The sequence below is a fragment of the Cellulomonas sp. McL0606 genome, assembly GCF_058248365.1.
Map to the genome: position 1 here is coordinate 1,387,145 of NZ_CM177779.1, position 25,379 is coordinate 1,412,523.

Annotated in this window: 18 protein-coding genes and 5 pseudogenes; 7 read left to right on the forward strand and 16 right to left on the reverse strand. The window is 73.2% G+C overall.

All coding sequences use genetic code 11. The annotated features are described in order from the left end of the window. Positions 1–3 precede the first annotated feature (3 nt). From AC38ZX_RS07060 to AC38ZX_RS07070, 3 genes are all read right to left on the reverse strand, one after another. The gene (locus AC38ZX_RS07060; RefSeq protein WP_426595137.1) at positions 4–1,068 is read right to left on the reverse strand and encodes a mechanosensitive ion channel family protein; all 1,065 of its coding nucleotides are present in this window, start codon (positions 1,066–1,068) and stop codon (positions 4–6) included. 135 nt (positions 1,069–1,203) lie between these two features. Next, positions 1,204–2,034, reverse strand: coding sequence for a prolyl oligopeptidase family serine peptidase (locus AC38ZX_RS07065; protein ID WP_491296824.1), 831 nt, complete (start codon positions 2,032–2,034; stop codon positions 1,204–1,206). Next, positions 2,031–3,212 (reverse strand): prolyl oligopeptidase family protein, encoded by a 1,182-nt coding sequence (locus AC38ZX_RS07070; protein ID WP_491296825.1) that lies wholly within the window; start codon positions 3,210–3,212, stop codon positions 2,031–2,033. The genes AC38ZX_RS07065 and AC38ZX_RS07070 overlap by 4 nt, the downstream gene beginning before the upstream one ends. A 102-nt stretch (positions 3,213–3,314) precedes the next feature. Between AC38ZX_RS07070 and malQ the strand changes: the two are divergent. Both malQ and AC38ZX_RS07080 read left to right on the forward strand, forming a co-directional pair. Further along, a pseudogene (gene malQ, locus AC38ZX_RS07075) lies at positions 3,315–5,445 on the forward strand (4-alpha-glucanotransferase). 19 nt (positions 5,446–5,464) lie between these two features. Beyond that, positions 5,465–6,256, forward strand: coding sequence for an alpha/beta fold hydrolase (locus tag AC38ZX_RS07080; RefSeq protein WP_426595140.1), 792 nt, complete (start codon positions 5,465–5,467; stop codon positions 6,254–6,256). Positions 6,257–6,305: 49 nt separating this feature from the next. On the opposite strand, the pseudogene pepN reads toward AC38ZX_RS07080, so the two are convergent. After that, positions 6,306–8,907 (reverse strand): annotated as a pseudogene (gene pepN, locus AC38ZX_RS07085) (aminopeptidase N). Positions 8,908–9,038: 131 nt separating this feature from the next. Between pepN and AC38ZX_RS07090 the strand changes: the two are divergent. From AC38ZX_RS07090 to AC38ZX_RS07100, 3 genes and pseudogenes are all read left to right on the forward strand, one after another. Next, a pseudogene (locus AC38ZX_RS07090) lies at positions 9,039–10,594 on the forward strand (phytoene desaturase family protein). Between the two features lie 125 nt (positions 10,595–10,719). Continuing rightward, positions 10,720–11,268 (forward strand): mycothiol-dependent nitroreductase Rv2466c family protein, encoded by a 549-nt coding sequence (locus AC38ZX_RS07095; protein WP_426595893.1) that lies wholly within the window; start codon positions 10,720–10,722, stop codon positions 11,266–11,268. A gap of 87 nt (positions 11,269–11,355) precedes the next feature. Further along, positions 11,356–11,877 (forward strand): DUF6636 domain-containing protein, encoded by a 522-nt coding sequence (locus AC38ZX_RS07100; RefSeq protein WP_426595143.1) that lies wholly within the window; start codon positions 11,356–11,358, stop codon positions 11,875–11,877. Between the two features lie 37 nt (positions 11,878–11,914). Here AC38ZX_RS07100 and AC38ZX_RS07105 read toward each other — a convergent pair. After that, positions 11,915–13,910: pseudogene (locus AC38ZX_RS07105) on the reverse strand (M13 family metallopeptidase). A 153-nt stretch (positions 13,911–14,063) separates the two neighbouring features. Between AC38ZX_RS07105 and AC38ZX_RS07110 the strand changes: the two are divergent. Continuing rightward, positions 14,064–14,513, forward strand: coding sequence for a ribose-5-phosphate isomerase (locus tag AC38ZX_RS07110; protein WP_491296827.1), 450 nt, complete (start codon positions 14,064–14,066; stop codon positions 14,511–14,513). Here the strand turns inward: AC38ZX_RS07110 and AC38ZX_RS07115 are convergent. Both AC38ZX_RS07115 and AC38ZX_RS07120 read right to left on the reverse strand, forming a co-directional pair. Then, positions 14,510–15,562, reverse strand: coding sequence for a GNAT family N-acetyltransferase (locus AC38ZX_RS07115; RefSeq protein ID WP_491296828.1), 1,053 nt, complete (start codon positions 15,560–15,562; stop codon positions 14,510–14,512). The genes AC38ZX_RS07110 and AC38ZX_RS07115 overlap by 4 nt on opposite strands. Further along, complete coding sequence (locus AC38ZX_RS07120; protein WP_491296829.1) at positions 15,529–15,777, reverse strand: hypothetical protein; 249 nt, start codon at positions 15,775–15,777, stop codon at positions 15,529–15,531. The genes AC38ZX_RS07115 and AC38ZX_RS07120 overlap by 34 nt, the downstream gene beginning before the upstream one ends. 272 nt (positions 15,778–16,049) lie before the next feature. On the opposite strand from AC38ZX_RS07120, the gene AC38ZX_RS07125 reads away from it, so the two are divergent. Next, positions 16,050–16,949, forward strand: coding sequence for a PP2C family protein-serine/threonine phosphatase (locus AC38ZX_RS07125; protein WP_491296830.1), 900 nt, complete (start codon positions 16,050–16,052; stop codon positions 16,947–16,949). 4 nt (positions 16,950–16,953) lie between these two features. On the opposite strand, the gene AC38ZX_RS07130 is transcribed toward AC38ZX_RS07125, so the two are convergent. From AC38ZX_RS07130 to AC38ZX_RS07170, 9 genes and pseudogenes are all read right to left on the reverse strand, one after another. Beyond that, the gene (locus tag AC38ZX_RS07130; RefSeq protein ID WP_491296831.1) at positions 16,954–18,921 is read right to left on the reverse strand and encodes an acyltransferase family protein; all 1,968 of its coding nucleotides are present in this window, start codon (positions 18,919–18,921) and stop codon (positions 16,954–16,956) included. Positions 18,922–19,014: 93 nt separating this feature from the next. Continuing rightward, positions 19,015–19,344: an MGMT family protein gene (locus AC38ZX_RS07135; RefSeq protein ID WP_491296832.1), complete on the reverse strand. Its 330-nt coding sequence runs from the start codon at positions 19,342–19,344 to the stop codon at positions 19,015–19,017. A 14-nt stretch (positions 19,345–19,358) separates the two neighbouring features. Further along, complete coding sequence (locus AC38ZX_RS07140; protein WP_491296833.1) at positions 19,359–20,384, reverse strand: LLM class F420-dependent oxidoreductase; 1,026 nt, start codon at positions 20,382–20,384, stop codon at positions 19,359–19,361. Between the two features lie 50 nt (positions 20,385–20,434). Further along, on the reverse strand, positions 20,435–21,742 hold the full coding sequence (locus tag AC38ZX_RS07145) for a GntR family transcriptional regulator (RefSeq protein ID WP_491296834.1): 1,308 nt from the start codon (positions 21,740–21,742) through the stop codon (positions 20,435–20,437). Positions 21,743–21,854: 112 nt separating this feature from the next. Next, a pseudogene (gene epsC, locus AC38ZX_RS07150) lies at positions 21,855–22,425 on the reverse strand (serine O-acetyltransferase EpsC). A gap of 79 nt (positions 22,426–22,504) precedes the next feature. After that, positions 22,505–23,440, reverse strand: coding sequence for a cysteine synthase A (gene cysK / locus AC38ZX_RS07155; RefSeq protein ID WP_426595154.1), 936 nt, complete (start codon positions 23,438–23,440; stop codon positions 22,505–22,507). A gap of 411 nt (positions 23,441–23,851) precedes the next feature. Then, positions 23,852–24,364: a hypothetical protein gene (locus AC38ZX_RS07160; protein WP_491296835.1), complete on the reverse strand. Its 513-nt coding sequence runs from the start codon at positions 24,362–24,364 to the stop codon at positions 23,852–23,854. After that, positions 24,361–24,582: a low temperature requirement protein A gene (locus AC38ZX_RS07165; RefSeq protein WP_491296836.1), complete on the reverse strand. Its 222-nt coding sequence runs from the start codon at positions 24,580–24,582 to the stop codon at positions 24,361–24,363. Before AC38ZX_RS07165 ends, AC38ZX_RS07160 begins: the two co-directional genes overlap by 4 nt. Continuing rightward, positions 24,582–25,184: a low temperature requirement protein A gene (locus AC38ZX_RS07170; protein WP_491296837.1), complete on the reverse strand. Its 603-nt coding sequence runs from the start codon at positions 25,182–25,184 to the stop codon at positions 24,582–24,584. Before AC38ZX_RS07170 ends, AC38ZX_RS07165 begins: the two co-directional genes overlap by 1 nt. Positions 25,185–25,379 lie beyond the last annotated feature (195 nt).

Consider the following 25,379-nt stretch of genomic DNA (forward strand, 5'->3'; position numbering starts at 1 on the left):
GGCTCAGTCGTCCGACGACGACGTCGCCGGCGCCTCCCGTGCCTCGTGAGCGTGCGCGATGTCGTCCAGTGGCGTGTCGTGGGGGTCCCGTTGCTGCGAGGCCACGTGTGCCTCGTGCGTCGCCATCAGGTCCCGCTGGCCGGCCAGCGGCACGTGCGCCTGCTCGAGCACCCGGCGGGCGGCGACGCGCAGCTCGCGCGCGACCTCCCACTGCTGGGCCGGCGACGTCTTGACCTTGAGGCGCAGCGTGACGGCGTCTGCGCTGAGCTTCTCGATCCCGGTGATCGTCGGCTCGCCCAGGATGTGCGACCCGGTCACCGGGTCCGCCGCGACGCGGGCGGCCGCCTCTGCCAGCAACGACCGGACCTGGTCGAGGTCCGCGAAGTAGTCGACGTCGATCTCGACCACGGCCGTCGCCCAGCCCTGCGTCTTGTTGCCCACCCGCAACATCGTCCCGTTGGGCACGTACCAGAGCGTGCCGTCGGCGTCGCGGATCTTGGTGATCCGCAGCGTGACCGCCTCGACGGTGCCGTTCGCGGGTCCCACGTCGATCACGTCACCGACGCCGTACTGGTCCTCCAGCAGCATGAACAGGCCGGTGAGGAAGTCCTTCACCAGGCTCTGCGCGCCGAAACCGAGGGCGACGCCGATCACGCCGACCGAGGCGATGAACGGCGCGAGGCTGATGCCCAGGGTGTCGAGGATCATGAAGAACGCGGTGCCGCCGACGACGATCGTGGCCGTCGAGCGCAGCACCGAGCCGATCGTCCGGGCCCGCTGGGCGCGGCGCGCGTTGGCCAGCGGGTTGGCCTTGTCGAGCACCGCGCCGACGGCGGATTCGCCGAGCGGCTTGAGGACGCCGCGCTCGAGCCATGGCGTCCCGTCGGCCACCCGGTTGGTGATCCCTCGGATCGACCGCCGGATGAGCCAGAGCGCGATGGAGCTGATGGCGACGATGAGGATGATGCGCAGCGGGATGCCGACGAACCACTCGCCGAGGGTCTGCGGAGCCTTGTTGGGATCCAGGATCGAGACGGGGCTCGGGCTGGGGTCCGCGGCCGGGATCACGCGCGGCTCCACAGGCCCGTGCGGTCGCCCGCGAACTGCAGCTGCTCGACGGACAGCCCGATGGTGCGCGACAACGACCGGCCGCCGTGCCCGACCCCGGTCTCGCGCCGCACGAGGATCGGATGCGTGGCCGGATCACCGATCGTCGCCGCCTGCAGGGCCGCCGCGAGCTTGCGCGCGTGCAGGGGGTCGACGCGGGTGTCGCCCTCGAACACCGTGAACAGCGTGGCGGGGTAGTCCGTGCCGTCGACCACGCTGTGGTACGGCGAGTAGCCGAGCAGCCAGCCGAGCTTCCGTCGGGTGGTCCGCGTCGCCGTACTCCTCGGTCCACGTGACGCCGAGCCCGAACAGCTGGTAGCGGACCATGTCGAGCAGCGGCGCCGAGCAGACCGCGGCGGCGAACAGGTCGGGCCGCTGGGTGACGGCCGCGCCGACCAGCAGGCCGCCGTTCGAGCCGCCCCAGCAGGCCAGCAGGTCGGGCGTCGTCCAGCCGTTCGCGACGAGGTGCTCACCGACCGCGTGGAAGTCGTCGTACACGTTCTGCTTGTTGCCCCGCATGCCGTCGCGGTGCCACTGCTCACCCTCCTCGCCGCCGCCGCGCAGGTTGGCGACGACGTACACGCCACCCGCCTCGACCCACGCGAGAGTCGACGCCGAGTACGCCGGGTCGAGCGAGATCTGGAAGCCCCCGTAGCCGTAGAGGATCGTCGGGGCGGGCCTGGTCGGCGCGCCGGTCGCGTCGAGGGAGTCGGCGAGGGCGACGACGAACGCGCGCACCACCGTGCCGTCCTTGCTGACCACGTCGATCTGCTGCGCGCGGACGTCGGGCAGGTCGGCGACGAGACCCGGGGGAGCGGCCCACAGCGTCGTGCGCCGCGTGGCCGCGTCGAGGTGGTGGACGCTCGACGGGCTGGTGTGGTCGGTGTACGAGAACCAGACGTCCTGCCCGCCCTCGGGTCGCGTCACGAGGCCCGAGATCGAGCCCAGGCCCGGCAGCGGGACGCTCTCCCAGAGCTCTCGCCGGTCTGCGGGTCGTGCGCGGTCACCTCGGAGACGGCGTGCCGACGCCAGGAGGCGAACAGGGCCGTCGGCGTCCGGTCGTCACCGCCGTCGTCGGCGAACGACACGTCCTCCAGCACCGCCGTCGGGTCCTGCGCCAGCAGCGTGGTCCAGTGCTCGACGCCGGGTGTCGTCGGGTCGGTCACGGCGAGGCGGCCGCGGGGCGCGTCGAGGTTCGTGTGCACGTAGAGCCGCCCGTCGCGGGCCACCCACGCACCGGTCTCGGCGTCGAGCCCGACGGCCACCTCGACGAACGCGGGGTGGTCGCGGGGCGTGGCCTCGAGGTCGGCGATCCACACGTCGGTGCGCGGCGCGGTGCCGGCGGACGCCGAGACGATCAGCCACCGACCGTCGCGCGACACGGAGACGCCGTAGTAGTTCGTGTGGTCGAGCCCGTCGCCGAACACCTCGACGTCCTGCTCGGCCGGCGTGCCCAGGCGGTGCAGCCAGACGCGCCGGTGGTACTGGACCTCGTCGGCGGGCAGGGCGTCCGGGGCCAGGCGACGCACGTAGTAGAACGCCTCCCCACCAGGCAGCCAGGCCACGGGGGAGTAGCGGGCGCGGTCGACGGGCCCGTCGACGATCTCGCCGGTGGTCACGTCGAGCACCCGCAGGACCGACTCCTCGGTGCCACCGGTCGAGACCTGGTAGGCGACGAGGTGGCCCTCCTTCGACGGCTGCCACGAGTCGAGCGTCGTCGTGCCTTCGGGGTCGATCTGCATGGGGTCCAGCAGGACGCGCTCGTCGTCGCCGTCGGCCACCACGACCACGGCGTGCTCCTGGTCGCCCGACCGCCGCGAGAAGAACCGTCGGTCGCCACGCCAGGCGGGCGGGCTGACGAAGCCGGCCCCGAGCAGCTCGCGCAGCCGGGCGGTCAGCGCCGGCGTGGCCAGGGTTCCGTCCGTCGGCAGCCCGGCGCGGTACCGCTCGTAGAGGTCGTCCTGCGCCGTCGACCACGCCTGCGTCTCGTCGGACGACTCGTCCTCGAGCCAGCGGTACGGGTCGGCGACCGCGTGGCCGTGCAGGTCCTCGACCAGGTCGAGGCGGGGCGTCGGCGGGTAGGGACGCAGCGCGGGTGCCGTCATGGTTCGCAAGGTTACGTCGGACGTCCCCACCGCCGGGCCGTGTGACGCACCCGGACGGCATACGTCCTGCGTGCGGCGACAGCCCTCTGGCAGGATCGGTCCGTGGCCGACGACCCGGTACCTGCGTCCGACGCCCTGCTCCGTCTCGCCGCGGCCTACGGCGTGGTGCCCGACCACTGGGACTTCCACGGCCAGAACCGCCGCGCGAGCACCGCGACGCTGCAGGGCGTGCTCGGTGCGCTCGGCGTCGACGCGTCCTCGCCGGAGCGGATCGACCTGGCGATCGCGCACGTCGAGGACATGCCGTGGCGGCGCGTGCTGCCGCCGGTGCTGGTGGTCCGCCAGGGCCGGCACGCCCACGTCGCGGTGCACGTGAGCCACGGCGACCCGGTCGAGGTGTGGGTCGAGCTGGACCCCGAGGTCGGCGGCGGTCGCCGCGAGGTCGCCCAGGCGGACGTGCTCGCGGCCCCCCGCACCGTCGACGGGCGCCTGGTGGGCCGGGCCACGTTCACGCTCCCCGACGACCTCCCGCTCGGCTGGCACGAGATCGTCGCCAGCGGGCCGTCCGCCGACGCGCACAGCCCGCTCGTCGTGACCCCGACGCACCTGGACGTGCCCGAGTCGATCCGTCGGCACCGGTCCTGGGGCCTCATGGCGCAGCTCTACTCGGTCCGCTCGAACAGCTCCTGGGGCGTCGGCGACCTGGCGGACCTCGCGGAGATCGGCTGGCTCGCCGGGCGTGGAGCTCGGCGCCGACTTCCTGCTCATCAACCCGCTGCACGCCGCCGAGCCGACCGTGCCGATGACGCCGTCGCCGTACCTGCCGACCACCCGCCGGTTCGTGAACCCGATCTACATCCGGGTCGAGGACGTCCGCGAGGCCGGGTACCTGTCCGCCGCGGACCGCACGCTCGTCGAGTGGGCCGCCGAGCCCGTGCTGGCCACGGACCGCGACTCCGGACCGATCGACCGCGACGCCGCCTGGACCGCCAAGCGGACGGCCCTGGAGGTCCTGTTCGCCGCGCCGCGCTCGGCCGCACGCCAGGCTGCGTTCGACAGCTACGTCGAGCTGGAGGGCGCCGGCCTCGGGACCTTCGCGCTCTGGTGCGCGCTCGCGGAGCGGTACGAGAACGAGGAGTGGCCGGTCGAGGCTCGCGACCCGTCGTCGGCGTTCGTCGCGCAGGCCCGCAGCGAGCTGGGCGAGCGCGTCGAGTTCCACATGTGGCTGCAGTGGCAGGCAGACGAGCAGCTCGCCGCCGCGCAGCGGGCCGCGCTCGACGGGGGCATGGCGCTGGGGATCATGCACGACCTCGCCGTGGGCGTGCACCCCGAAGGGGCCGACGTGTGGGCCCTCGGCGACGTGCTCGCGAGCGGCGCGACGGTCGGCGCGCCGCCCGACATGTACAACCAGCAGGGCCAGAACTGGTCGCAGCCCCCGTGGCGCCCGGACGCCCTGGCCCGTGCCGCGTACAAGCCGTACCGGGACATGCTGCGCACGGTCCTGCGGCATGCCGGCGCCATCCGCATCGACCACGTCATCGGGCTGTTCCGGCTGTGGTGGATCCCCGAGGGTGCCGACTCCGGCGACGGGGCCTACGTGCGGTACGACCACGAGGCGCTCGTCGGGATCCTGGCGCTCGAGGCGCACCGCGCGGGGGCGGTCGTCATCGGCGAGGACCTCGGCGTGGTCGAGCCGTGGGTGCGCGACTACCTGTCCGACCGCGGCATCCTGGGCACCTCCGTGCTCTGGTTCGAGCGGGACATGCACGGTGCGCCGCTGCCGCCCGAGCACTACCGGCCGCTCGTCCTGGCCACGGTCACCACGCACGACCTGCCCCCCAGCGCCGGCTACCTCGCCGGTGAGCACGTCGCGATCCGCGAGCGGCTCGGGCTGCTGACGGAGCCGGTCGAGGTGGTGCGGGCGGCCGCTGTCGCCGAGCGCGACCAGATGCTCGGCGTGCTGCGCCAGCGCGGCCTGCTGGGCGACGACCCCTCCGAGCGCGAGATCATCGAGGCGCTCCACCGGTACGTTCTGGCCACGCCGGCCGTTCTGGTCGGCGTGTCGCTGGCCGACGCGGTCGGCGAGCGACGCGCTCAGAACCAGCCCGGTACCGACCAGGAGTACCCGAACTGGAAGGTGCCCCTTGCCGACGGCTCGGGTCGCGTCGTGCTCGTCGACGACCTCTTCACCAACTCACGCCTGCGCTCGCTGGCGGCGGTCCTCAACGGCTGACGCTCCCGGGAGACCGCGGGTGGAGCGCGGGACGCTCGCCGGGGTCCCGTTCGCCTCGGCGGGATCCGGTGAGGTTCCGCTGGTGGTGCTGCCCGGCCTGGCGCTGCGCGTCGGCGTCCCGGGCGACCGCCAGGTGCGCAACGTCCTGAGTCCGCTGCGTGGCGTGGGGGACCGTCGACGGCTGGTCGTGCTCGACCGCTGGCCGGGGCTGCCGGACGGTCTGACGCTCGCCACCCTCGCGGCCCGCTACGCGGCGGCCCTCACCGAGCTCGGGGCACCGGTGGACGTGCTGGGTGTCTCCACGGGCGGCAGCATCGCGCAGGTGCTCGCCGCCGACCACCCGCACCTCGTGCGCAGGCTGGCACTGGTCAGCACCGCGTGCCGCCTCGGCCCCGGTGCGCGGGACGTGCAGGCCGAGATTGCCCGGCTGCTCGGGCACGGAGCGGTCCGTGCCGCGGGACGCGCCATGGCGGGCTCGGTCGTCCCGCCGGTGCTGGCCCCGCTGGCGCGCCCGATCGGTTGGATCCTGGCGCCCGTGCTGGTCGGCGGGTCCCGCGCCGCGTCCGACCTGAGACTGACGCTCGAGGCGGAGGACGGGTTCGACCTCACGCTCTGTACGGCCCCGATCGAGGCACCGACGCTGGTCGTCGGGGGCGGGCGGGACCGTTTCTACCCGCGGTCGCTCTTCGAGGAGACGGCCCGGCTCATCCCGCACAGCCAGCTCCTGGTCAGGCCGAGACGCGGGCACGTCAACGTCGCGGGCGACCGCGTGGTGACGGCCCACCTGGCGGGCTTCTTCACGGCCCCGTGACCGCCGACGACGGCCCCGCCCGCACCGGACGGGGCCGTCGGTCGACGCGTCAGCGGGGCAGTCGGTCCGCCGCCTGGGCGGCCAGCGCCCGGCGGACGCCGTCGCGGGACTCGAGCACCAGCCGGCGCAGGGCCGGTGAGGCGTCCGGGTGGCCGGCGAGCCACCCGTCGGTCAGGGCGAGGACGTCCACGCGGCCGTCGCCGGCCAGGTCGGTCGGGTAGAGGCCGACGACGATGTTCTGCGCCATCTCGCTCGTCTTCGACGCCCAGACCTGTTCGAGGCTCTCGAAGTACGGCGCGACGAACGGCAGGAGCAGACCGATGTCGTGCACGCGCCCGAAGCCGGCGATCGTGGCGGCCTGGATCGCGTTGGGCAGACCGTCACCACCGAGGACGGCGGCCCAGGCGGTCGCCTTGGCCTTCGCGGTCGGGACGGCCGCCCGCGCGGCGGACGCGGCCCGCTGCCCGGTCGCGGTCGGGTCGGCGGCGAGCTGCGCGGCGACGTCGACCTCGCCCGCACGGCCACCGGCGACCAGCGACGTCAGCAGCTCCCAGCGCAGGTCGGTGTCGATCGACAGCCCCTCCAGCGTCGCGTGCCCGTCGAGCAGGTCGCGCACGGCATCCAGCTGGTCGGCCGTCGCCGCCCGGCCGGCGAACGCCTTGACCAGCTGCAGCTGCGTGTCGGAGCCGGCTTGTGCGCCACGGGCCAGCGCGAGCAGCGCGTCGGCGGCTCGGACGTCCGAGGCGGCCCGGTGCTCGGGGGCGACGAACAGGTCGAGGGTGGTGCCCAGCTGGCGCAGCAGGACGAGCAGGACCGAGGAGTCGGTCTCGTGCGCGAGGTTGCCCAGCACCAGGTCCACGAACGCCCCGGCGGGAGTCTCGCCGTCGCGGGTGGCGTCCCACGCCGCCGTCCACACCAGCGTGCGGGGCAGCGAGTCGTCGAACTCGCCCAGGTGCTCGACCGCCGTGGCCAGCGACTGCGCGTCCAGGCGGATCTTGGCGTAGGCCAGGTCGTCGTCGTTCACCAGGATCAACGCGGGACGCGGGACGCCGACCAGCTCCGGGACCTCGGTCCGCGCACCGTCGACGTCGAGCTCGACGCGCACCGTCCGGACGAGCCGGCCCGTCGCGGCGTCGAGGTCGTAGCCGCCGACGGCCAGGCGGTGCGGGCGCTGGACCGGGTACTCGTCGGGAACCTCCTGCAGGACCGCGAACGAGGTGATGACCCCGGCGTCGTCGACGACGATCTCCGGACGCAGCAGGGTGACGCCCGCCCGCTCCAGCCACAGCCCGGACCAGGCGGACAGGTCGCGACCGCTCGTCGCCTCCAGCTCGGTCAGCAGGTCACGCAGCTCGGTGTTGCCCCACGCGTGCTTGGCGAAGTAGGCGCGTACGCCTGCGAAGAACTCGTCCTGGCCGACCCAGGCGACCAGCTGCTTGAGCACGCTGGCGCCCTTGGCGTACGTGATGCCGTCGAAGTTGACCTCGACGTCCTCCAGGTCGCGCATGTCCGCGACGATCGGGTGCGTGGAGGGCAGCTGGTCCTGACGGTAGGCCCAGTTCTTCTCGAGCGAGGAGAACGTGGTCCAGGCGCTGGTCCAGCGCGTCGCGCTGGCCGCGGCCAGCGTCGAGGCGTACTCGGCGAACGACTCGTTCAGCCACAGGTCGTCCCACCAGCGCATGGTCACCAGGTCGCCGAACCACATGTGCGCGAGCTCGTGCAGGATCGTCACCGCGCGGCGCTCGATCGTGGCCTCGGGGACCTTCGAGCGGAACACGTAGGACTCGAGGAACGTCACGGCGCCGGCGTTCTCCATGGCGCCCGCGTTGAACTCGGGGACGAACAGCTGGTCGTACTTGGCGAACGGGTAAGGCGCCCCGAAGGAACGCTCGTAGAACTCGAACCCGCGGCGCGTGACGTCCAGGATGTTGTCCGTGTCGAGGTGCTCGGCCAGCGACCCGCGGCAGTAGACGCCCAGCGGGACGGTCCGGCCGTCGGAGCTTGTGCAGCTCCTGGTGCTCCCCGTGGTACGGCCCGGCGATGATCGCGGTGATGTACGACGAGATCCGTGGCGTGGTCTCGAAGGTCCACGTCGCCGTGCCCTTGTCCGCGCCGCCGTTGGCGTTCACGCCGTCCGGGACCGCGACGGGGGCGTCGACCTGCGGGTAGTTGGACACCACGGTCCAGTGCGCCGGCGCGGTGACGGTGAACGCGAACGTCGCCTTGAGGTCGGGCTGCTCGAACACCGCGAAAACCCGCCGGGAGTCGGCCACCTCGAACTGCGAGTACAGGTAGACCTCGTCGTCCACCGGGTCGACGAAGCGGTGCAGGCCCTCGCCGGTGTTCATGTAGGCCGCGTCCGCGACGACGACGAGCTCGTTGTCGGCGGCGAGGTCGGCCAGGGCGATCCGCGAGTCGGCGACCACGGTGGCGACGTCGAGCGCGCGTCCGTTGAGGGTCACCTCGCGGACGGTCGGCGCGATCAGGTCGATGAACGTGCTCGCCCCGGGGGTGGCGGCGAACCGCGCCGTGGTGCGCGACGTGAAGGTCGTCGGGCCGGTGGTGAGGTCGAGCGCGACCTCGTACGACTCGGTCCGCACGACGGCTGCACGCTCGCGCGCCTCGGCTCGGGTGAGGTTCTCTCCAGGCACGCAGACTCCTTGGGTCGTGGTCTCTTCGTGGTGGCTGCGCCCGCTGGTGTGCGCGGGTCGGGCTCGCTCGATCATCCCATGCACGGGCGAGCCTGGCCGGGCCCCGGGCGCGCGGGCCTAGGGTTCGTCGCGTGCACGCCACCTACGACGCGATCGTGGTCGGCGGCGGCCACAACGGGCTCACCGCCGCCGCATACCTGGCCCGCGTGGGCCAGACCGTCCTGGTGCTCGAACGCTCCGAGCACCTCGGGGGTGCCACGCGGTCCGAGCGGATGTTCCCGGGCGTCGATGCCCGGGTGTCGCGCTACTCCTACCTCGTCTCCCTGCTCCCGCGCAGGGTGGTCGGTGAGCTGGGCTGCCGATCGAGCTGCGGCGCCGGCGGTACGCGTCCTACACGCCGGTCCCCGGTGACCCCGGTCGTGGCCTGCTGGTCGACACCGCCGACGAGGCAGCCACCGCCGCGTCGTTCGACGCGATCGGCGCGACCGGCGACCTGGCCGCCTGGCGCGGGTTCGGTGCGCGCACCGGGGCTCTGGCAGCACGGCTCTTCCCGACGATGACCGAGCCGCTGCTGTCGCGCGCCGACGCCCGCGCGCTGCTGGGCGAGGACGACTGGCGCGACCTGGTCGACAACCCGATCGCCGACGTCGTCGACGGCACGTTCCGTGACGACCTGGTCCGCGGCGTGGTGCTCACCGACGCGTTGATCGGGACGTTCGCGTCGACGCGCGACGCCGGCCCGGCGAACCGCTGCTTCCTGTACCACGTCATCGGCGGCGGCACCGGGGACTGGGACGTGCCGGTGGGTGGCATGGGGGCCGTCGAGGCGGCGCTGGAGGACGCGGCACGGGCGTGGCGCGCCGACCTGCGCACCGGCGCCACCGTCACCCATGTCGACCCCGGCACGGCCGCTCGCCCGGCGGAGGTCAGCTGGACCGACGAGGACGGCGTCCCGCGCAGCGCGAGCGCGCAGTTCGTCCTCGCCGCCTGCGCCCCGGCCGTGCTCGACCGGCTGCTGGGCGACGCGCCGGCCGACCCGCCACCGGAGGGGTCGCAGCTCAAGGTCAACATGGTGCTCAGCCGGCTGCCGCGCCTGCGCTCCGGCGTCGACCCGGCCGTCGCGTTCGCGGGCACGTTCCACGTCAACGAGACGGCGATGCAGCTGGAGCAGGCGCACGCCGAGGCCGCCGCCGGCCACATCCCCGCGGTCCCGCCCGTCGAGACCTACTGCCACTCGCTCACCGACGACTCGATCCTGGGCCCGGAGCTGCGCGCCGGCGGCGCCCACACGCTGACGGCGTTCGGGCTGCACATGCCGGCCCGGCTGTTCGTCGACGACCCCGACGCTGCCCGCTCGGACGCGCTCGCCGCGACGCTCGCCTCCCTGGACAGCGTGCTTGCCGAGCCGATCGAGGACTGCCTCCTGGCCGACGCCGACGGGACGCCGTGCCTCGAGGTCCGGAGCCCGGTCGACCTCGAGGCCGACGTGGCGCTGCCCGGCGGCCACATCTTCCACCGCGACCTGTCGTGGCCGTGGGCCGAACGGGACGACGAGGTGGGCCGCTGGGGCGTCGAGACCGCCCACCCGCGCGTCCTGCTGGCGGGCGCCGGCGCCCGCCGCGGCGGAGGCGTCAGCGGCATCCCGGGGCGCGCCGCGGCCATGGTCGTGGTCTCGCAGCTCCTCTGATCGGGAAGTTCTCCGAGGCAATCGGTGTTGTCGACCACGGCACCCATCGACAACCCCTGGAGGACCCTGTGAGCACCACGCCCGTCGTCGACTTCTGGTTCGACCCGCTGTGCCCGTGGGCCTGGATGACGTCGCGCTGGATGGACGAGGTGAGCGCGCAGCGAGAGGTCGAGGTGCGCTGGCACGTGATGAGCCTGGCCGTGCTCAACGAGAAGCGGGACCTGCCGGAGAACTACCGGGCGCTGATGGACGAGGCCTGGGGTCCGGTTCGCGTGATCATCGCCGCGGCGCGCGACCACGGCGACGGCGTCATCAAGCCGCTGTACGACGCGATCGGCACGCGCCGGCACCCGGGCGCCCGCACCGACACCGCAGCGATCATCGCGGAGTCGCTCGCCGAGGTCGGTCTGCCCGCCTCGCTCGCCGCCGTCGCCGAGACCGACGAGGTCGACGCCCTCCTGCGCGAGTCGCACACGGAGGGCATCTCGCTGGTCGGCGAGGACGTCGGGACACCCGTCGTGGCCATCGACGGCGTGGGCTTCTTCGGCCCGGTCATCACGCCCGCGCCCACGGGCGACGCGGCCCTGCGCCTCTTCGACGGGCTCGCGCTGATGACGTCCGTGCCCGGCTTCTACGAGCTGAAGCGTTCGCGGACGGCCGGCCCCTCGTTCTGACGCCGGTTCGCACGTCCGGTTCCTCCCGTGTGATCCTGGTCGCCGGTCAAGGAGTCGAACGGGTCGGTAGCGGCCTGCGGAGGTGACATGAGGCGGCGCACGCTCATCACGGTCTTCGTCGTCGTCGACGTCGTGCTCGTGGTCCTCCTGGTGGTCATCGCGCTGAACCGGGGCGGCGGCGGTGGGGATTCGGGTGACACCGCAGGGAGCGCCGGCACCGGCACGTCGGCCCACCCGTCCGGCGCCGGGTCGCCCGCGGCCACCGGGACCACGCAGTTCGCCCTGCCCAGCGGCAACATCGCCTGCGCGATGTCGACCGACGGTGTGACGTGCACGATCGCGAGCTTCACCTACGCCCCCCCGGTCGTGCCCGGGTGCGCCGAGGTCACCGGGCACGTGATCGTGCTCAACGCCGACGGCGTCGCGTTCTCGTGCGTCAGCGGTCCGCCACCCGCGGTGGCCGGCAGCGACGTGCCCGTGCTCGACTACGGGAAGTCCACGACGGTGGGCGAGTACACGTGCACGAGCGCGACCGACGGCGTGCAGTGCGTCGACGGGTCGGGCAAGGGCTTCCAGCTCGCCCGGGCCGCGTGGAAGGAGATCTCCTGAGCCGCCCGGGTGGGCGGCCCAGGGTCACGTCACCCCGTCACCAGATGCGGACGCGCTCCTGCGGGTCCAGGTACAGGGCGTCCCCGGGCTGCACGTCGAACGCCTCGTAGAACTCGTCGATGTTGCGGACCACCCCGTTGCAGCGGAACTCGTTGGGGGAGTGCGGGTCCATCGCCAGGCGCCGGATGATCTCCTCGTCGCGCCCCTTCGCCTGCCACACCTGCGCCCAGCCGAGCAGCACGCGCTGGACGCCGGTCAGCCCGTCGATCACCGGGGCCTCGGACAGCGGTGCGCCCAGGGCGATCCGGTAGGCCGTCAACGCGATCGACAGCCCGCCCAGGTCGCCGATGTTCTCGCCGATCGTCAGCTCGCCGTTGACGTGGTGGCTGCCCGCCAGCTGCTCGGGCGAGAACTCGGAGTACTGGTCGATGAGCGCCTTGGTGCGCGTCTCGAACTCCGCCCGGTCCTCCGCGGTCCACCAGTCCTCGAGGAGGCCGTCGCCGTCGAACTTGGAGCCCTGGTCGTCGAACCCGTGGCCGATCTCGTGGCCGATCACCGCGCCGATGCCGCCGTAGTTGACCGCCGGGTCGGCGTCGGCGTCGAAGAACGGGGGCTGCAGGATCGCGGCTGGGAAGACGATCTCGTTCATGCCGGGGTTGTAGTACGCGTTCACCGTCTGCGGCGTCATGAACCACTCGTCGCGGTCGATCGGCTTGCCGATCTTCGCCAGCTCGCGGTCCTGCTCGGCCGCGTGTGCGCGCTTGATGTTGCCGACGAGGTCGTCCGGCTCGACCACGAGCGCGCTGTAGTCGCGCCAGCGCACGGGGTAGCCGATCTTCGGGGTGAACGCGTCGAGCTTGGCCAGCGCCTTGGCGCGCGTGTCCTCGCCCATCCAGTCGAGACCGGTGATCGACTCGCGGTACGCCTCGACCAGGTGACCGACCAGCTCCTCCATGCGCGCCTTGTGGCTGGGCGGGAAGTGCCGCTCGACGTAGACCTTGCCGACGGCCTCGCCGAGCACGCCCTGCACCACGGAGACGGCCCGCTTCCACCGGTCCCGGCTCCTGCGCACCGGTGAGCGTGCGGCCGTAGAAGTCGAAGTTCGCGTCGACCAGGTCGTCCGTCAGGTACGAGGCGCGGCTGCTGACGAGGTGGAAGGCAAGCCAGGCCTGCCAGTCCTCGAGCGGCTCCGACTGCCACAGCTCCGAGAACGTCACGGCGAACGACGGCTCCCGCACGACCAGCCGGTCGAAGGCCCCCGCGGGCGCACCCAGAGCGAGCACCCAGGTGTTCCAGTCGAACCCGGGGGCGCTCTCGGCCAGCTCGGTGAGCGTCATCGCGTTGTAGGTGAGGTCGGCGTCGCGGTCCTTGACGACGTCCCAGTGTGCGGCGGCCAGCTTGGTCTCCAGCCCCACGACGCGGCCGGCGAGCTCGTCGGCGGCCGCGTCGTCCGCCGCGACGCCGCCGAGCCGGAGCATGGTGGCGACGTGTGGGCGGTAGGCGGCCAGGACGCTCGCGTACTGCTCGTCGCGGTAGTACGACTCGTCGGGCAGACCGAGGCCGCCCTGCGCCAGCAGGACGACGTAGCGGGTGGGCTCCTTGGAGTCGTTGTCGACGCCGAACTCGACGCCGCCGGCCCCGCCCGTGCGCTGCAGCGCGCCGAGCACGCCCGTCAGCTCGGCCTGCGAGGTCGCGCCCGCGATGAGCGCCAGGTCCACCTGCAGCGGGTCGAGCCCGCGCGCCGCAATCGTGTCGGTGTCCATGAAGCTGGCGTACAGGCCGCCCACCTTCGCCTCGACGGGATCGGTCGATTCTCCGTCCGCCGCCCCTGTGCCCGCGGTACCCGCGTCGGTGATGATGTCCCGTACCTGCTCCTCGGCCTGGTCGTGCAGGGCCCGGAAGGAGCCGTCCATCGCGCGGTCGGCGGGGATCACGTGCGCTGCGGCCCAGAGGCCGTTCACGTGGGCGTAGAGGTCGTCCTGGGGACGGACGTCGGGGTCGAGTGAGGTCAGGTCGATGCCACTGCGCGTCATGAGGACAGCGTACGGACCGGCACCGACCTCGCCCGGGCGGACGCCGGTCCGGGGGATCTGCTGAGCGCGAACGCTGAGCAGTGGTGCGGACGCGGTGCGGACGTGGTGCGGTCGTGGTGCGGACGTGCGGCGGGCGTGCGGCAGGATGGGCCCATGCGCATCCACGTCGCCTCCGACCACGCCGGTTACGAGCTGCGGGTGGCGGTGGCCGAGCACCTGCGCGGCGCCGGCCACGAGGTCGTCGACCACGGCGCGCACACCTACGACGCCCAGGACGACTACCCGCCGTTCTGCATCGAGGCGGGCGAGGCGGTCGTCGCGGACCCCGGCTCGCTGGGTGTGGTCATCGGCGGCTCGGGCAACGGCGAGCAGATCGCGGCGAACAAGGTGGACGGCGTCCGCGCGGCGCTCGCGTGGAACCTGTCGACCGCGCAGCTGGCCCGCCAGCACAACGACGCCAACGTCGTCGCGATCGGGGCGCGCCAGCACACCGAGCAGGACGCGCTCTCGTTCGTCGACGCGTTCGTCGCCGAGCCCTTCAGCCAGGACCCGCGGCACCAGCGCCGGATCGACCTGCTCACCGCGTACGAGCAGACCCGCTAGAACACCCAGCTGCACAGGGGCGCGACGGGCCACGCGAACGCGGCTGCGACCGCCTGGACGGCGCCCGCGGTCCGCTCCAGGACGAGACCCGCGGCCGCCTGCGCCGCGACGGACCGTCCACCGAGGTACGCGGCGCCGAGCTCCCGGACGTCGACCACGAGGTCGGCGTCGTCGTCGGTCCGGGCGACGGATGCCGACCAGGCGCCGTCCGCCCCGCGCTCGCCCGTGGTCAGACGCCACCGTCCGGCGTTCGCGGGCAGGCGCGTGTCGGTCACGTCGAGGACGACGTCGAGCGGGGCGCTGTAGCTCCGGCCCGCGAGGGCGACCGGCAGGTCGAGCAGCCGCACCCAGACGTTGTCGGTGAGCCGCGGCCGCGCCCCGCGCTGGTCCACGAGCAGGAGGAGCAGCGGATCGTCGGCCGGCAGCATGGGGCTCTCGACGGTCGCCATGAGGTCGAGGTCCAGCAGGAACGACCAGAGACGGTGCGCCGCCGCGGCGTCGACCGCTGCGGCCTCGCGCACCCGCACGATCCCGGCCGGACCACCGTCGCCCCAGTTCTCCTTGCGCCGGAACGTGGCGTAGGCCCGGGCCGAACCGTCCTCGTCCAGCACCGTCACGATGCGCAGCGGCTCGCCGCCGTCGCGCCAGGCGGGCGGGTCGGCGAGGGCGCGTCGCTGGTGGTCGGGGGTGTCTCGGGTGATCCACCCGGGGCGTCCGACGCCCGCGGCCCGGTGCACGGCGTCGACCGCCGGCGTGTGCCGGTCCACGTCGACGGTGTCGAACCGCACCGTCAGGTCGGCCGATCCGGGGACGTCGCGCAGGGCCGCACCGCGACCGAGCTTGAGCCGCACGTCGTCGCACGCGGACCCGTACCCGAACCGGCCGTAGATCGCGTGCTCGGCCGCGAACAGGGCCGAGACCGGTTCGCCCCGGGCCAGGGAGCGCTCGAAGTGGGTGTCGATCATGGCGTGCAGCAGCCCGCGGCGTCGCTGGTCGGGACGGGCGCCCACCCAGGTCAGGCCGGAGCACGCGATCGTGGCGCCCGGCACGGGGGCTGGAACTCGAACGACGCGTGCACCGCGGCGAGCGCACCGTCCGGGGACTCGACCGCGACCGTGCGGTCCCAGGTGAGGGTGAGCGGGACGAGGGCGTCGGTCTCCGGGGTGGTGTCGAACGCGAACGCCAGCCGGTCCACCTCGAGGAACTCGTCCTTGCGGGGCTCGGCGACGTCGACGATCCGGTATCCATCGGGCAGAGGACTCATGGCCCCATGGTGCCCAGGTATCGGTCTGGAGGACACCCGATATCCGCGGCGCAAACGCGCCGGATACGCTCACGACGTGCGGGTTCTCGCGTGGGCGCCGAAGAGGGGCCTGCTCACGCGTGCAACGTTCCTGCTGCGCCGGTGGGGCGGCCGATCACAGATCGGGCTGACGACCGTGATGATCGGGTGCGTCGCCCTGATCGTCGCGGGTGTGCGCGTGTTCCCCGACTGGGTCCCGCCCTCGTCGTTCCTGCTGCTCGAGCTTCGTCGCCGTGTTCCTGCTGCTGCTGCGCCCACTGATGGTGCTCGGTGCGGTCGTGCTCGCGGCGACGTGGTGGCTGTGGTGGACGGACTCGCCCACGGTGATCCCGGGCATCATCATCGTGATCACCGCCTCGGTGGTGGCGGGCATCGCCTTCGCGCGCGAACGGCAACGCCTCGGGCTGCAGGGTGCGCCCGGCGACCTCATGCTCGTCGACCTGCGGGACCGGCTCGCCGCGCACGGCAGGGTGCCGCGCCTGCCGGACGGCTGGCACGTCGACAGCGTCATCCGGTCCGCGCACGCCGACGGGTTCTCGGGCGACTTCATGGTCGCCGGCAGCAGGGACGGCGGGAAGCACCTCGGGCTGGTGCTGGTCGACGTGTCCGGCAAGGGTCTGGGCGCCGGCGTGCGCTCGCTGCAGTTCTCGGGTGCGTTCGGCGGTCTGCTCGGCGCGCTGCCCCGGGAGGAGTTCCTGGGCGCCGCCAACGGGTACCTGCTCGACCAGGACTGGGAGGAGGGCTTCGCGACGGCCATCCACGTGGCGGTCGACCTGCCCAGCGGGGACTTCTGGGTGTCGTCCGCCGGGCACCCGCCGGCCGTCCACCGGCATGCCGGGTCCGGTCGCCTCGACCTCGTCGACACCGTCGGCAGCCCGGCGCTGGGCGTCGTCGCGGACTTCGTGTGCGAGGCTCGAGCGGGCCGGCTCGAGCGCGGCGACGTGCTGATGCTCTACACGGACGGCGTCATCGAGGGTGGCGCGGCCGGCGACCTGGACCAGGGCATCGACCGGCTGATGGGCGTCGCGGACCGGGTGCTCTCGCCGGGCGGCGGACGGGCCGCGCAGGTGCTGTCCGGGGTCGCAGCGCGGGACGACGACGACCGTGCCGTGGTCCTGATCCGGCGCGACTGAACGCTCAGGGCTGGATCGATGCCAGGACCCAGGCGGCGTACCCGTCGCGTCCGCTGCCGGGTCGCAGGTGGATGTCGTCGGCGTAGAGCCAGGGACGGTTGGCGGCCGCGAGCGAGGACCAGTCGAGCACCTTGACGTTCGGGTACTGGGCGACCACCCGGGTGAACAGGTCGTTGTCGAACCCTTCCCACGTGCGCGGGACGTGGACGTTCACCAGGAACACCCGACGGTCGCGGGTGTTGTCGAGCAGGCGGCGCAGCGTCGCCTCGTCGATCGGGCCGTTGGTCCCGCCGTGCACGATCACGGTGTGCCCGAGCGTCCCGGCGGCCGCCGAGGCGAGCACCAGGTCGACCATGACCCCGAACTGGCGCGACTCGGCGGCGTCGACGCCGATGCCGCGGGCGTTGAGCTCGGCCGCCGCGCCGAGCATGACCGAGTCGCCGAACGCCGAGGCCCCGCCGATCGGGTCGGGCGGCGGCGCGGGAGCCACGGGCGCGGGCGCCGGCGCGGCGGGCACCGGGGACGTCGGTGCGGCGAGCACGGACGGCGGCGCAGGCACCGTCAGCATGGGTGTCGGTGCGGACGGCGCAGCGACATCGGCGGACGCCGTCGGTGACGGCCTGGCCGCGAGCGCCAGGGCCGCCGGGATGCCGGGCTGCACGGTGTTCTGGGCGGCGCTGGCCGTAGGTACCTGCGCCAGCGCGACGGCAACGGCCACGGCCAGCGCGACGACGGCGGTCGACGCGCCACCGACGGCGACCGCGGACCGGCGACGCCGAGCACCGCTGTGCCGCAGGGTCGCGAGGGCCCGGGTGAGCGCTCCGCGCCGCACCGGCAGCTCGACGTACCGGTACGACAGCTCGGCGAGCACGAGCACGACCACCAGCCGCAGGGGCGTCACGAGCCAGCCGGCGGTGTCGACGTCGATGCCCGGGCGGCTGAGCACGAACACCGGCCAGTGCCACAGGTAGATGCCGTACGAGCGCTCGCCCACCCACCGCAGCGGCTGCCGACCGAGCTGGCGTCCGAGCAGGCCGGCCGGGTCGCTGACGGCCCCGACGAGGATCGCGGCGACCACCGAGAACGCGAGGAACCCGCCGCGGTAGAGGGCCGCGCTGTACTCGTCGACCCAGACGAAGGCGGCGCCGACCGCGAGCAGCGCGAGCACGCCGAGCACGTCAGTGACGCCCGCCTCGAACCGGCGCACCGCCGTCCCGCGCTCGTGCGCCCAGGAACCGGCCCGCTGCCACGTCCGCCACGGCATCCACACCGACGCCATCGCGGCACCCACCAGCAGCCCCATCGAGTGGGTGTCCGTGCCGAAGTACACGCGGCTGGGGTCGTGCGGGACGGGGGTGTTCGTGCGGATCGCGATGACGCCCATCGCGACCGTCGACGCGATCGCGAGGAGCGCCGCGAGCTGCCCGACCCTGGCGCGGCCGGACCGGATGGCCAGCAGCGCGACCAGCGGGAAGACGAGGTAGAACTGCTCCTCGATCGCGAGCGACCACAGGTGCTGCAGCAGCGGCGGGCGGCTGACGAGCTCGAAGTAGGACCGGTCGGCGGCGATCTGCCACCAGTTCGAGGCGTAGCCGACGGCCGCCACGATGTCCCCGCGCACCTCGCCCGCCTCGGAGCGCAGGACGAGCCCGACGCCCGCCACGGCCAGCAGCAGGACGGCCAGCGCGGGCAGCAGCCGCCGGGCTCGACGCAGATAGAAGTGCCGGAACGAGAAGCGTCCCGTCCGTTCGACCTCGTCGAGGATCAACGTCGTGATCAGGTAGCCCGACAGGACGAAGAAGACGTCGACACCGAGGAACCCGCCACGCATCCACGGAGTGCCCAGGTGGTAGACCACGACCCCCGCGACGGCCAGCGCCCGTATCCCGTCCAGACCCCTCAGGTGCGGCATCCGCGCAGGCGCCGGGGCAGCGACGGACGCAGGACGTTCGAGCGTCGCGATCGTGGCCATGGATCCCCCAGCTGTACCCGCGCGGGCCGGCTCACGGCCGTTCGCGCGGGGCAAGGCTACGTCGCCCGCGGTGGCCGACCGCGCGGGACACGCTCAGTCGTCGGGAAACCAGACCGCGGCCCGCAGGGCGACCCGCGTGCCGTCGGCTGACAAGGGCGTCCGCTCGGCGCGCAGCTCCTCGAGGGCGCGCTGCAGGAGCCGCTCGGGCGGCCGGCCGACCGTGTTGACCACCCGCCACCAGGGCACGTCGGACCCGGTCCGGGCGAGCACGGTGCCCACCTGCCGCGGTCCGCCGCGACGCTTCCCTTCGCTCGCCTCGAGCCGGTCCCCGACGATCTCGGCGATGAGCCCGTAGGTCATCGCGCGGCCCGCCGGGATCTGGCCGACGAGATCGAGCACGGCCTCCGCGTAGTCGTCGTCCATCTCAGGGCAGCATCTCAGGACAATGCTGCGGCGATCGCGGGCAGCGTGCGCGGGTCGGCCTGGACGAGCATGGTGGTGATCGCGGTGGCCTCCCACGCCGGCAGCTGCGCGCGGACGTCGTCGACCGTGCCGACGAGAGCGATGTCCTGCACCAGCTCGAGCGGGACGGCAGCCGTCGCGCGCGCCTTGTCGCCGGCCAGGTAGTGCGCCTGGATCTCGTCGCACGCCTGCGCGTACCCGAGCCGGTCGAGCACGTCGCGGTGGAAGTTGGCGCCCTTGGCGCCCATGCCGCCGGCGTACAGGGCGATGAACGGACGGACCTGGTCGGCCGCCTGCTCCACGTCGTCGCCGAGCACGACGGGCACGGTCGCGACGACCTCGAAGTCCTGCGCCGGCGCCGCGCGCTTGGCGAAGCCCTCCGCCAGGAGCGTCCGGTACTCGCCGTCCATGCGCGGCGAGTAGAACAGCGGGAGCCAGCCGTCCGCGATCTCGGCCGTCATCGCGATGTTGCGCGGCCCTTCGGCCGCGAGGTGGATCGGCAGGTCGGTGCGCAGCGGGTGCACGGTCGAGCGCAGCGCCTTGCCCAGCCCGGCGCCTTGGTCGGGGGGCAGGGGGAGTCTGTAGAACTGGCCGTCGAACGTGACCGGCGCCTCGCGGGCGAGCACCTGCCGCACGATCGCGACGTACTCGCGCGTGCGGGCGAGCGGCCGTGGGTAGGGCTGGCCGTACCAGCCCTCGACCACCTGGGGGCCGGAGGCGCCGAGGCCCAGCACGAACCGGCCGCACGAGAGGTGGTCGAGCGTGAGGGCGGCCATCGCGGTCGCGGTCGGGGTGCGCGCCGAGATCTGCGCGATCGCGGTGCCGAGACGCAGGCGTGAGGTGCGCGAACCCCACCACGCGAGCGGTGTGAAGGCGTCGGACCCGTACGCCTCCGCGGTCCAGACGGAGTCGAACCCGAGCTGTTCGGCGCCGAGCACGGCCTCCTGCGCCCCGGGCGGGGGACCCGCCGACCAGTAGCCCGTGTGGTAGCCCAGGCGCATCCGTCCTCCTCGTCGTCGTCGACCCGCGGCGCCACGGCGCCCGCGTCAGGCTACTCGCCGGTAACCGGCCCCGCGGTCGCCCGGGCGGCCAGCGCCTGCAGCAGCGTCGCACCGGTGGAGGCATCGTCCACCGTCACGACGACGATCCGCGCACCTGTTCGACGGACCTCGACCGCGTCGCCGGCGCGCGCGACGATGCCCACGCGTCCCTGGCGACCCACGCGGTAGCCCCACCCGCCGAAGTCGCGCAGCGGCCGCACCTGGGTCACTGCCACACCCTCGATCTCCGACAGCGGCACGACGAGCCGCGGCCAGCCGAACGTGCCCCGCGCGGTCAGTCCGCGGCCGTCGACCGTGACCGTGAAGGACGCGAACGTCGCGAGCAGGGCCGCGATCAGCACGCCGAGCGGCACGAGGAGGACCGCGGTGTCGGTGGCGATCCCGATCACGACGACGCACGCTCCGACCCCGACGGCGATCCAGCCGAGCGCGACCGTGCGGACGTGCTGGACCCACGCGACCCGCGCGTCGGCCGGCAGGACGAGGCCGTCGGGTGCCTGGACGGGGGTGGTCGACGGCCTGGGCGGGTCCGGCCGGACGGCGAGCGCGCCCAGTGCCGCGACCACGAGCGCGACGAGCGCCACCGCGGCGACCGCCCCGACCGCGTCCGGCGCCTGGTACGCGTCGCTGAGGCCCTTCTGCGGCTGGAGGGTGGCGAGCAGGAGGCCGGACAGGAACGTCGTCATGCCGAGCGAGGTGCCGACGCCGATGCGGCGGACGGACGACGCGCGGCCGACGAAGAACGCGAGCGCCCAGCCACCGACCGTGCACAGGACGGCGACCAGCGTGAGCACGACCACCTGCCCGGTGAGCGAGCCCACGCCGTTCACGCCGTCCCGACCCCAGTGGGTGGCGACCGGGTCGGGCAGCTCGGACCGCCAGGACAGGGCGAGCAGGGCCGCGGCCGCCGCGATCGCCAGGGGGACGACGAGCCCGAGGAGGGTGGTGAGTCCCCGCTGGGGCACGTCCGGCCGAACGTCGGCGGTCATCGGGGCCTCCTGCGCGGTGGGGAGGCTGGTGGACAGGGCGTCCTTGACCAGCCAGAGCGTGGTCGCGGGCGGGACGCCCAGCCGGCGTGCGGTCGCGACCAGCACCGCGACGTCGTCGTGCAGGGCGGAGTGGTCGACGGCCGGTGCCGTCACGACGGCGCCCCGGCCGCGGCGGAGCTCGAGCAGTCCGTCGTCGCGCAACGCCTGGTAGGCGCGGAGCACGGTGTGCACGTTGACCTCGAGCGAGCCCGCGAGGTCGCGGGCGGCCGGCAGACGGGTGCCCGCGGGCTTCCCCCCGGGAGACCGCACCACGCACCTGGGACGCGAGCTGCGCGAACAGCGGCTCGGCGGAGGAGGGGTCGACGGACCAGATCACATCGATGACTCTAGTTGTTCGATGACAACTAGAACAACTCCGTCGTCAGATGTAGATCGCCGGGTCGTCGATCTCGGCGTCGAACGGTGCCGCGGTTGGCCGTACCCGGATCTGCGCGGGGACCCCGACGGCGATCGCACCGGCGGGGACGTCGTGGATGACGACCGCGTTGGCGCCGATCTGCGCACCGGCCCCGATCCACACGGGACCGAGGATCTTGGCGCCGGCACCGACCACGACGCCGTCGCCGACGGTCGGGTGGCGCTTGCCGTGCCGCATGGACTTCCCGCCCAGCGTCGACCCGTGGAACAGGACGACGTCGTCGCCCACCTCGGCCGTCTCGCCGATCACGACGCCCATGCCGTGGTCGATGAACAGCCGCCGGCCGAGCTTCGCGCCCGGGTGGATCTCGATGCCCGTGAACGCCCGGGCCAGCTGAGAGACGAGGCGGGCGGGCCTGCAGCCCGGGCCGCTGCCACATGCGGTGCGCCAGGCGGTAGACCCACACGGCGTGCACGCCGGGGTAGCCCAGCGCGACCTCGGCCAGCGAGCGCGCCGCGGGGTCGCGGTGACGCGCGGCGTCGAGGTCTTCCTTGAGGGTGGCGAGCAGGTGCATCGAAGGCTTCGTCCTGTGGTGATCGGGAGGGGTCCCGGCGCCCGCCGGCGAGGGCGGGCACCGGGGAGGTGCAGGACGGTCAGTCGAGCAGGTCCGCGTAGAGCACGGTCGACAGGTAGCGCTCACCGAACGACGGGATGATCGCGACGATCAGCTTGCCGGCGTTCTCGGGGCGGTTGGCCAGCAGGGTCGCGGCGTGCAGCGCGGCACCCGAGGAGATGCCGACGAGCAGGCCCTCCTCGGCGGCGGCGCGACGTGCGACCTTGACCGCCGTCTCGGCGTCGACGTCGATGATCTCGTCGTAGATGCTCGTGTCGAGGATCTCCGGGACGAAGTTGGCGCCGATGCCCTGGATCTTGTGCGGGCCGGGTGCGCCGCCGTTCAGGATCGGGGACTCGGCCGGCTCGACGCCGACGATCTGGATGTTCGGGTTGCGCTCCTTGAGCACCTGGCCGACGCCCGTGATGGTGCCGCCCGTGCCGATGCCCGCGACGAAGATGTCGATCTTGCCGTCGGTGTCGGCCCAGATCTCCTCGGCGGTGGTCTTGCGGTGGATCGCCGGGTTGGCCTCGTTGGCGAACTGGCGCGCCAGAATGGCACCTTGGCGCTCCGCAACAATTTCGTCTGCCCGGTTGACCGCGCCCTTCATGCCCTCGGAGCCCGGCGTGAGGATGAGCTCGGCGCCGAACGCGCGCAGCAGCGCGCGACGCTCCTTCGACATCGTCTCGGGCATGGTGAGCACGACGTCGTAGCCGCGGGCCGCGCCGACGAACGCGAGCGCGATGCCCGTGTTGCCGGACGTCGCCTCGACGATCGTGCCGCCGGGCTTGAGGTCACCGGACGCCTCGGCGGCGTCGATGATCGCGACGCCGATGCGGTCCTTGACCGAGTTGGCGGGGTTGTAGAACTCGAGCTTGCCGACGACGGTCGCGGGCGCACCGTCGGTGATCTTGTTGATGCGGACCAGGGGGGTGTTGCCGATGAGCGCCGTCGCGTCGTCGTAGATGCGTGCCATGGTTCCTCTTCGGTCGAGCCGCCGCGGACGCGACGGTGGGTGGGGGACTGACGAACTGCGCCGGGACACCGGGTGTCCCGGGTGGTGCACGGACTGGGTCAACGGACGACGGGGGGTCCGGTGCCGGTCACGGGGCGAGCGCTGGCGCAGGAGGCACACCCCTCTCGGGCATCCTCGCGCGTAGAAGCAGCCAGCGCTCTACCGACAGCGACAACAGGACGGCGCGGGGCAGGCGCACAGAACAGCGCGGGCGCGCAGGGGAACGGCGGGGGCGGCAGTCTGCACGCTCATCACGTCGTCCTCCGTGACCGAACGAGTCGGTCGTCAGGTGCGGTCGGGTCCGACGGAGCGCCGGGACCGCAATCGCCACGACGCTAGCGCCAAGCCCCCGGCCAGTGCAAAGGGGCCTCATCAGGCGAGATCGGGGTCTCGACGAGGGCCTCGACGCCGCGCGACGAGCGGTGCGCCCGCGGCACCGGCCGGTCTCGCCGACGGGAGCACGAGCCAGAACAGCGTCGCGGCGAGCAGCCACACGAGCACCGCGACGTGCAGGTCGGCGCCGACGAACAGCAGGAGCGTCGGCACGGCGATGCTCGGCACACCCCAGCCGAGGACCCAGCGGGCCGTCGTCCCGACGAGCACGGCGGTCGTGACGCCGATCGCCGAGTAGATCGCCACGGCGCCGCACAGCAGGAAGCGGACCTCGGTGGGCAGCGTCTCGCCGTGGTGCTCGACCGCCTGACCGAGTGCGACGGCCAGGGCGGCGAGCGTCCCGGTGAGCGCGGCGTGCACCAGCAGCACGAGGCGCGGCGCGACCGTACCGGTCTTGAGCATCGGGATGCCCGCGACGCCGTACTGCAGCCCCACCGCCCAGACGAGCGCGAGCAGGACGAACGCGCCGAGCGCGGTCCACGCGGTGGTCATGTCCCAGGACGCGGCTCCGAAGCGGCGTCGATGATCTGGATGACGCCCTCGCCCAGCACGATGATGACGAACAGCCCGAGGCGTTCCGACAGGTGCGCGTCGTCGGTCCGCGCCCCCTCGAACGTCAGGTCGGCCCCCGCGACGCGCCCGCGCCCGACCCGGCGCATGCGGTCGATCCGTTCCTGCGCCTCGCGCAGGGTGCGTTCGGCCGAGTTCATCAGCAGGGCACCCAGGTCGATCGCGATCCCGGCCGTCCAGAGCCAGTACTTCCCGGGGCGGCCACCCACAACGAGACGATCCACGGCACCGCGCCGAAGCCCTGCTGCGCGAGCGGCCAGTCCAGCACGACCTTGCCGCGCTGCCAGACGCTCCCGGCGAACCAGCGCAGTGCGACGTAGGCGACCACGAACGCGGTCGCGTGCGTCGCGGGCGAGTCGGCGAGCGTCTGGATGTGGGGGACCGACGCGGCCATCACCGCCAGCCCGACCATCGCCACCAGCAGGACGGGTGTACGTGCGTCGTCGCCCGCGATGTCGCCGTACACGGCGAAGCCCGCCCACGTGATCCAGAAGGCGAGGAAGAGGACCGCGTACAGGCCGAGCGACGACCCGGTGCTGTCGTCGTGCAGGAGGTGGGCGAGCTGTCCGATGCCGGCGACGACGACCAGGTCGAAGAACAGCTCTTTCCAGGTCGCGTGCCGCTCCGGCGCGTCCTGCGTGGCCTGCTCGCCGGGACCGTTGTCCCGCACGGCCTGGTCCGGCGCGGATCCGCTGCCGACCGGCTCGTCGCGCGGCTCGTCGCCCGGTGCGGCCTGGGTCATGGGCGCCAGTATGCCGAGACGTCGGTGTGACGCGCTTCACCCGCGGTTCGTACACCTGTTCTGGACAGGCGCCCGAATCCTGTGTAGTGTTACCGGTGATCGATCTCCCGGTCTGCGTGGCGGTGTCAGCATCCCGCCGCGAACGACCGGCCCGGAAGTGGAACGCGTCGCTACGAGAGCGACAGACGGACACTG

Excerpts from the sequence above, each read along its gene's own strand:
- AC38ZX_RS07070 (WP_491296825.1), bottom strand. The coding sequence starts at position 3,212 with ATGACGGCACCCGCGCTGCGTCCCTACCCGCCGACGCCCCGCCTCGAC.
- AC38ZX_RS07095 (WP_426595893.1), top strand. The coding sequence starts at position 10,720 with ATGACGTCGCGCTGGATGGACGAGGTGAGCGCGCAGCGAGAGGTCGAG.
- AC38ZX_RS07100 (WP_426595143.1), top strand. The coding sequence starts at position 11,356 with ATGAGGCGGCGCACGCTCATCACGGTCTTCGTCGTCGTCGACGTCGTG.
- AC38ZX_RS07110 (WP_491296827.1), top strand. The coding sequence starts at position 14,064 with ATGCGCATCCACGTCGCCTCCGACCACGCCGGTTACGAGCTGCGGGTG.
- AC38ZX_RS07120 (WP_491296829.1), bottom strand. The coding sequence starts at position 15,777 with ATGAGTCCTCTGCCCGATGGATACCGGATCGTCGACGTCGCCGAGCCC.
- AC38ZX_RS07130 (WP_491296831.1), bottom strand. The coding sequence starts at position 18,921 with ATGGCCACGATCGCGACGCTCGAACGTCCTGCGTCCGTCGCTGCCCCG.
- AC38ZX_RS07135 (WP_491296832.1), bottom strand. The coding sequence starts at position 19,344 with ATGGACGACGACTACGCGGAGGCCGTGCTCGATCTCGTCGGCCAGATC.
- AC38ZX_RS07140 (WP_491296833.1), bottom strand. The coding sequence starts at position 20,384 with ATGCGCCTGGGCTACCACACGGGCTACTGGTCGGCGGGTCCCCCGCCC.
- cysK (WP_426595154.1), bottom strand. The coding sequence starts at position 23,440 with ATGGCACGCATCTACGACGACGCGACGGCGCTCATCGGCAACACCCCC.
- AC38ZX_RS07160 (WP_491296835.1), bottom strand. The coding sequence starts at position 24,364 with ATGACCACCGCGTGGACCGCGCTCGGCGCGTTCGTCCTGCTCGCGCTC.
- AC38ZX_RS07165 (WP_491296836.1), bottom strand. The coding sequence starts at position 24,582 with ATGAACTCGGCCGAACGCACCCTGCGCGAGGCGCAGGAACGGATCGAC.
- AC38ZX_RS07170 (WP_491296837.1), bottom strand. The coding sequence starts at position 25,184 with ATGACCCAGGCCGCACCGGGCGACGAGCCGCGCGACGAGCCGGTCGGC.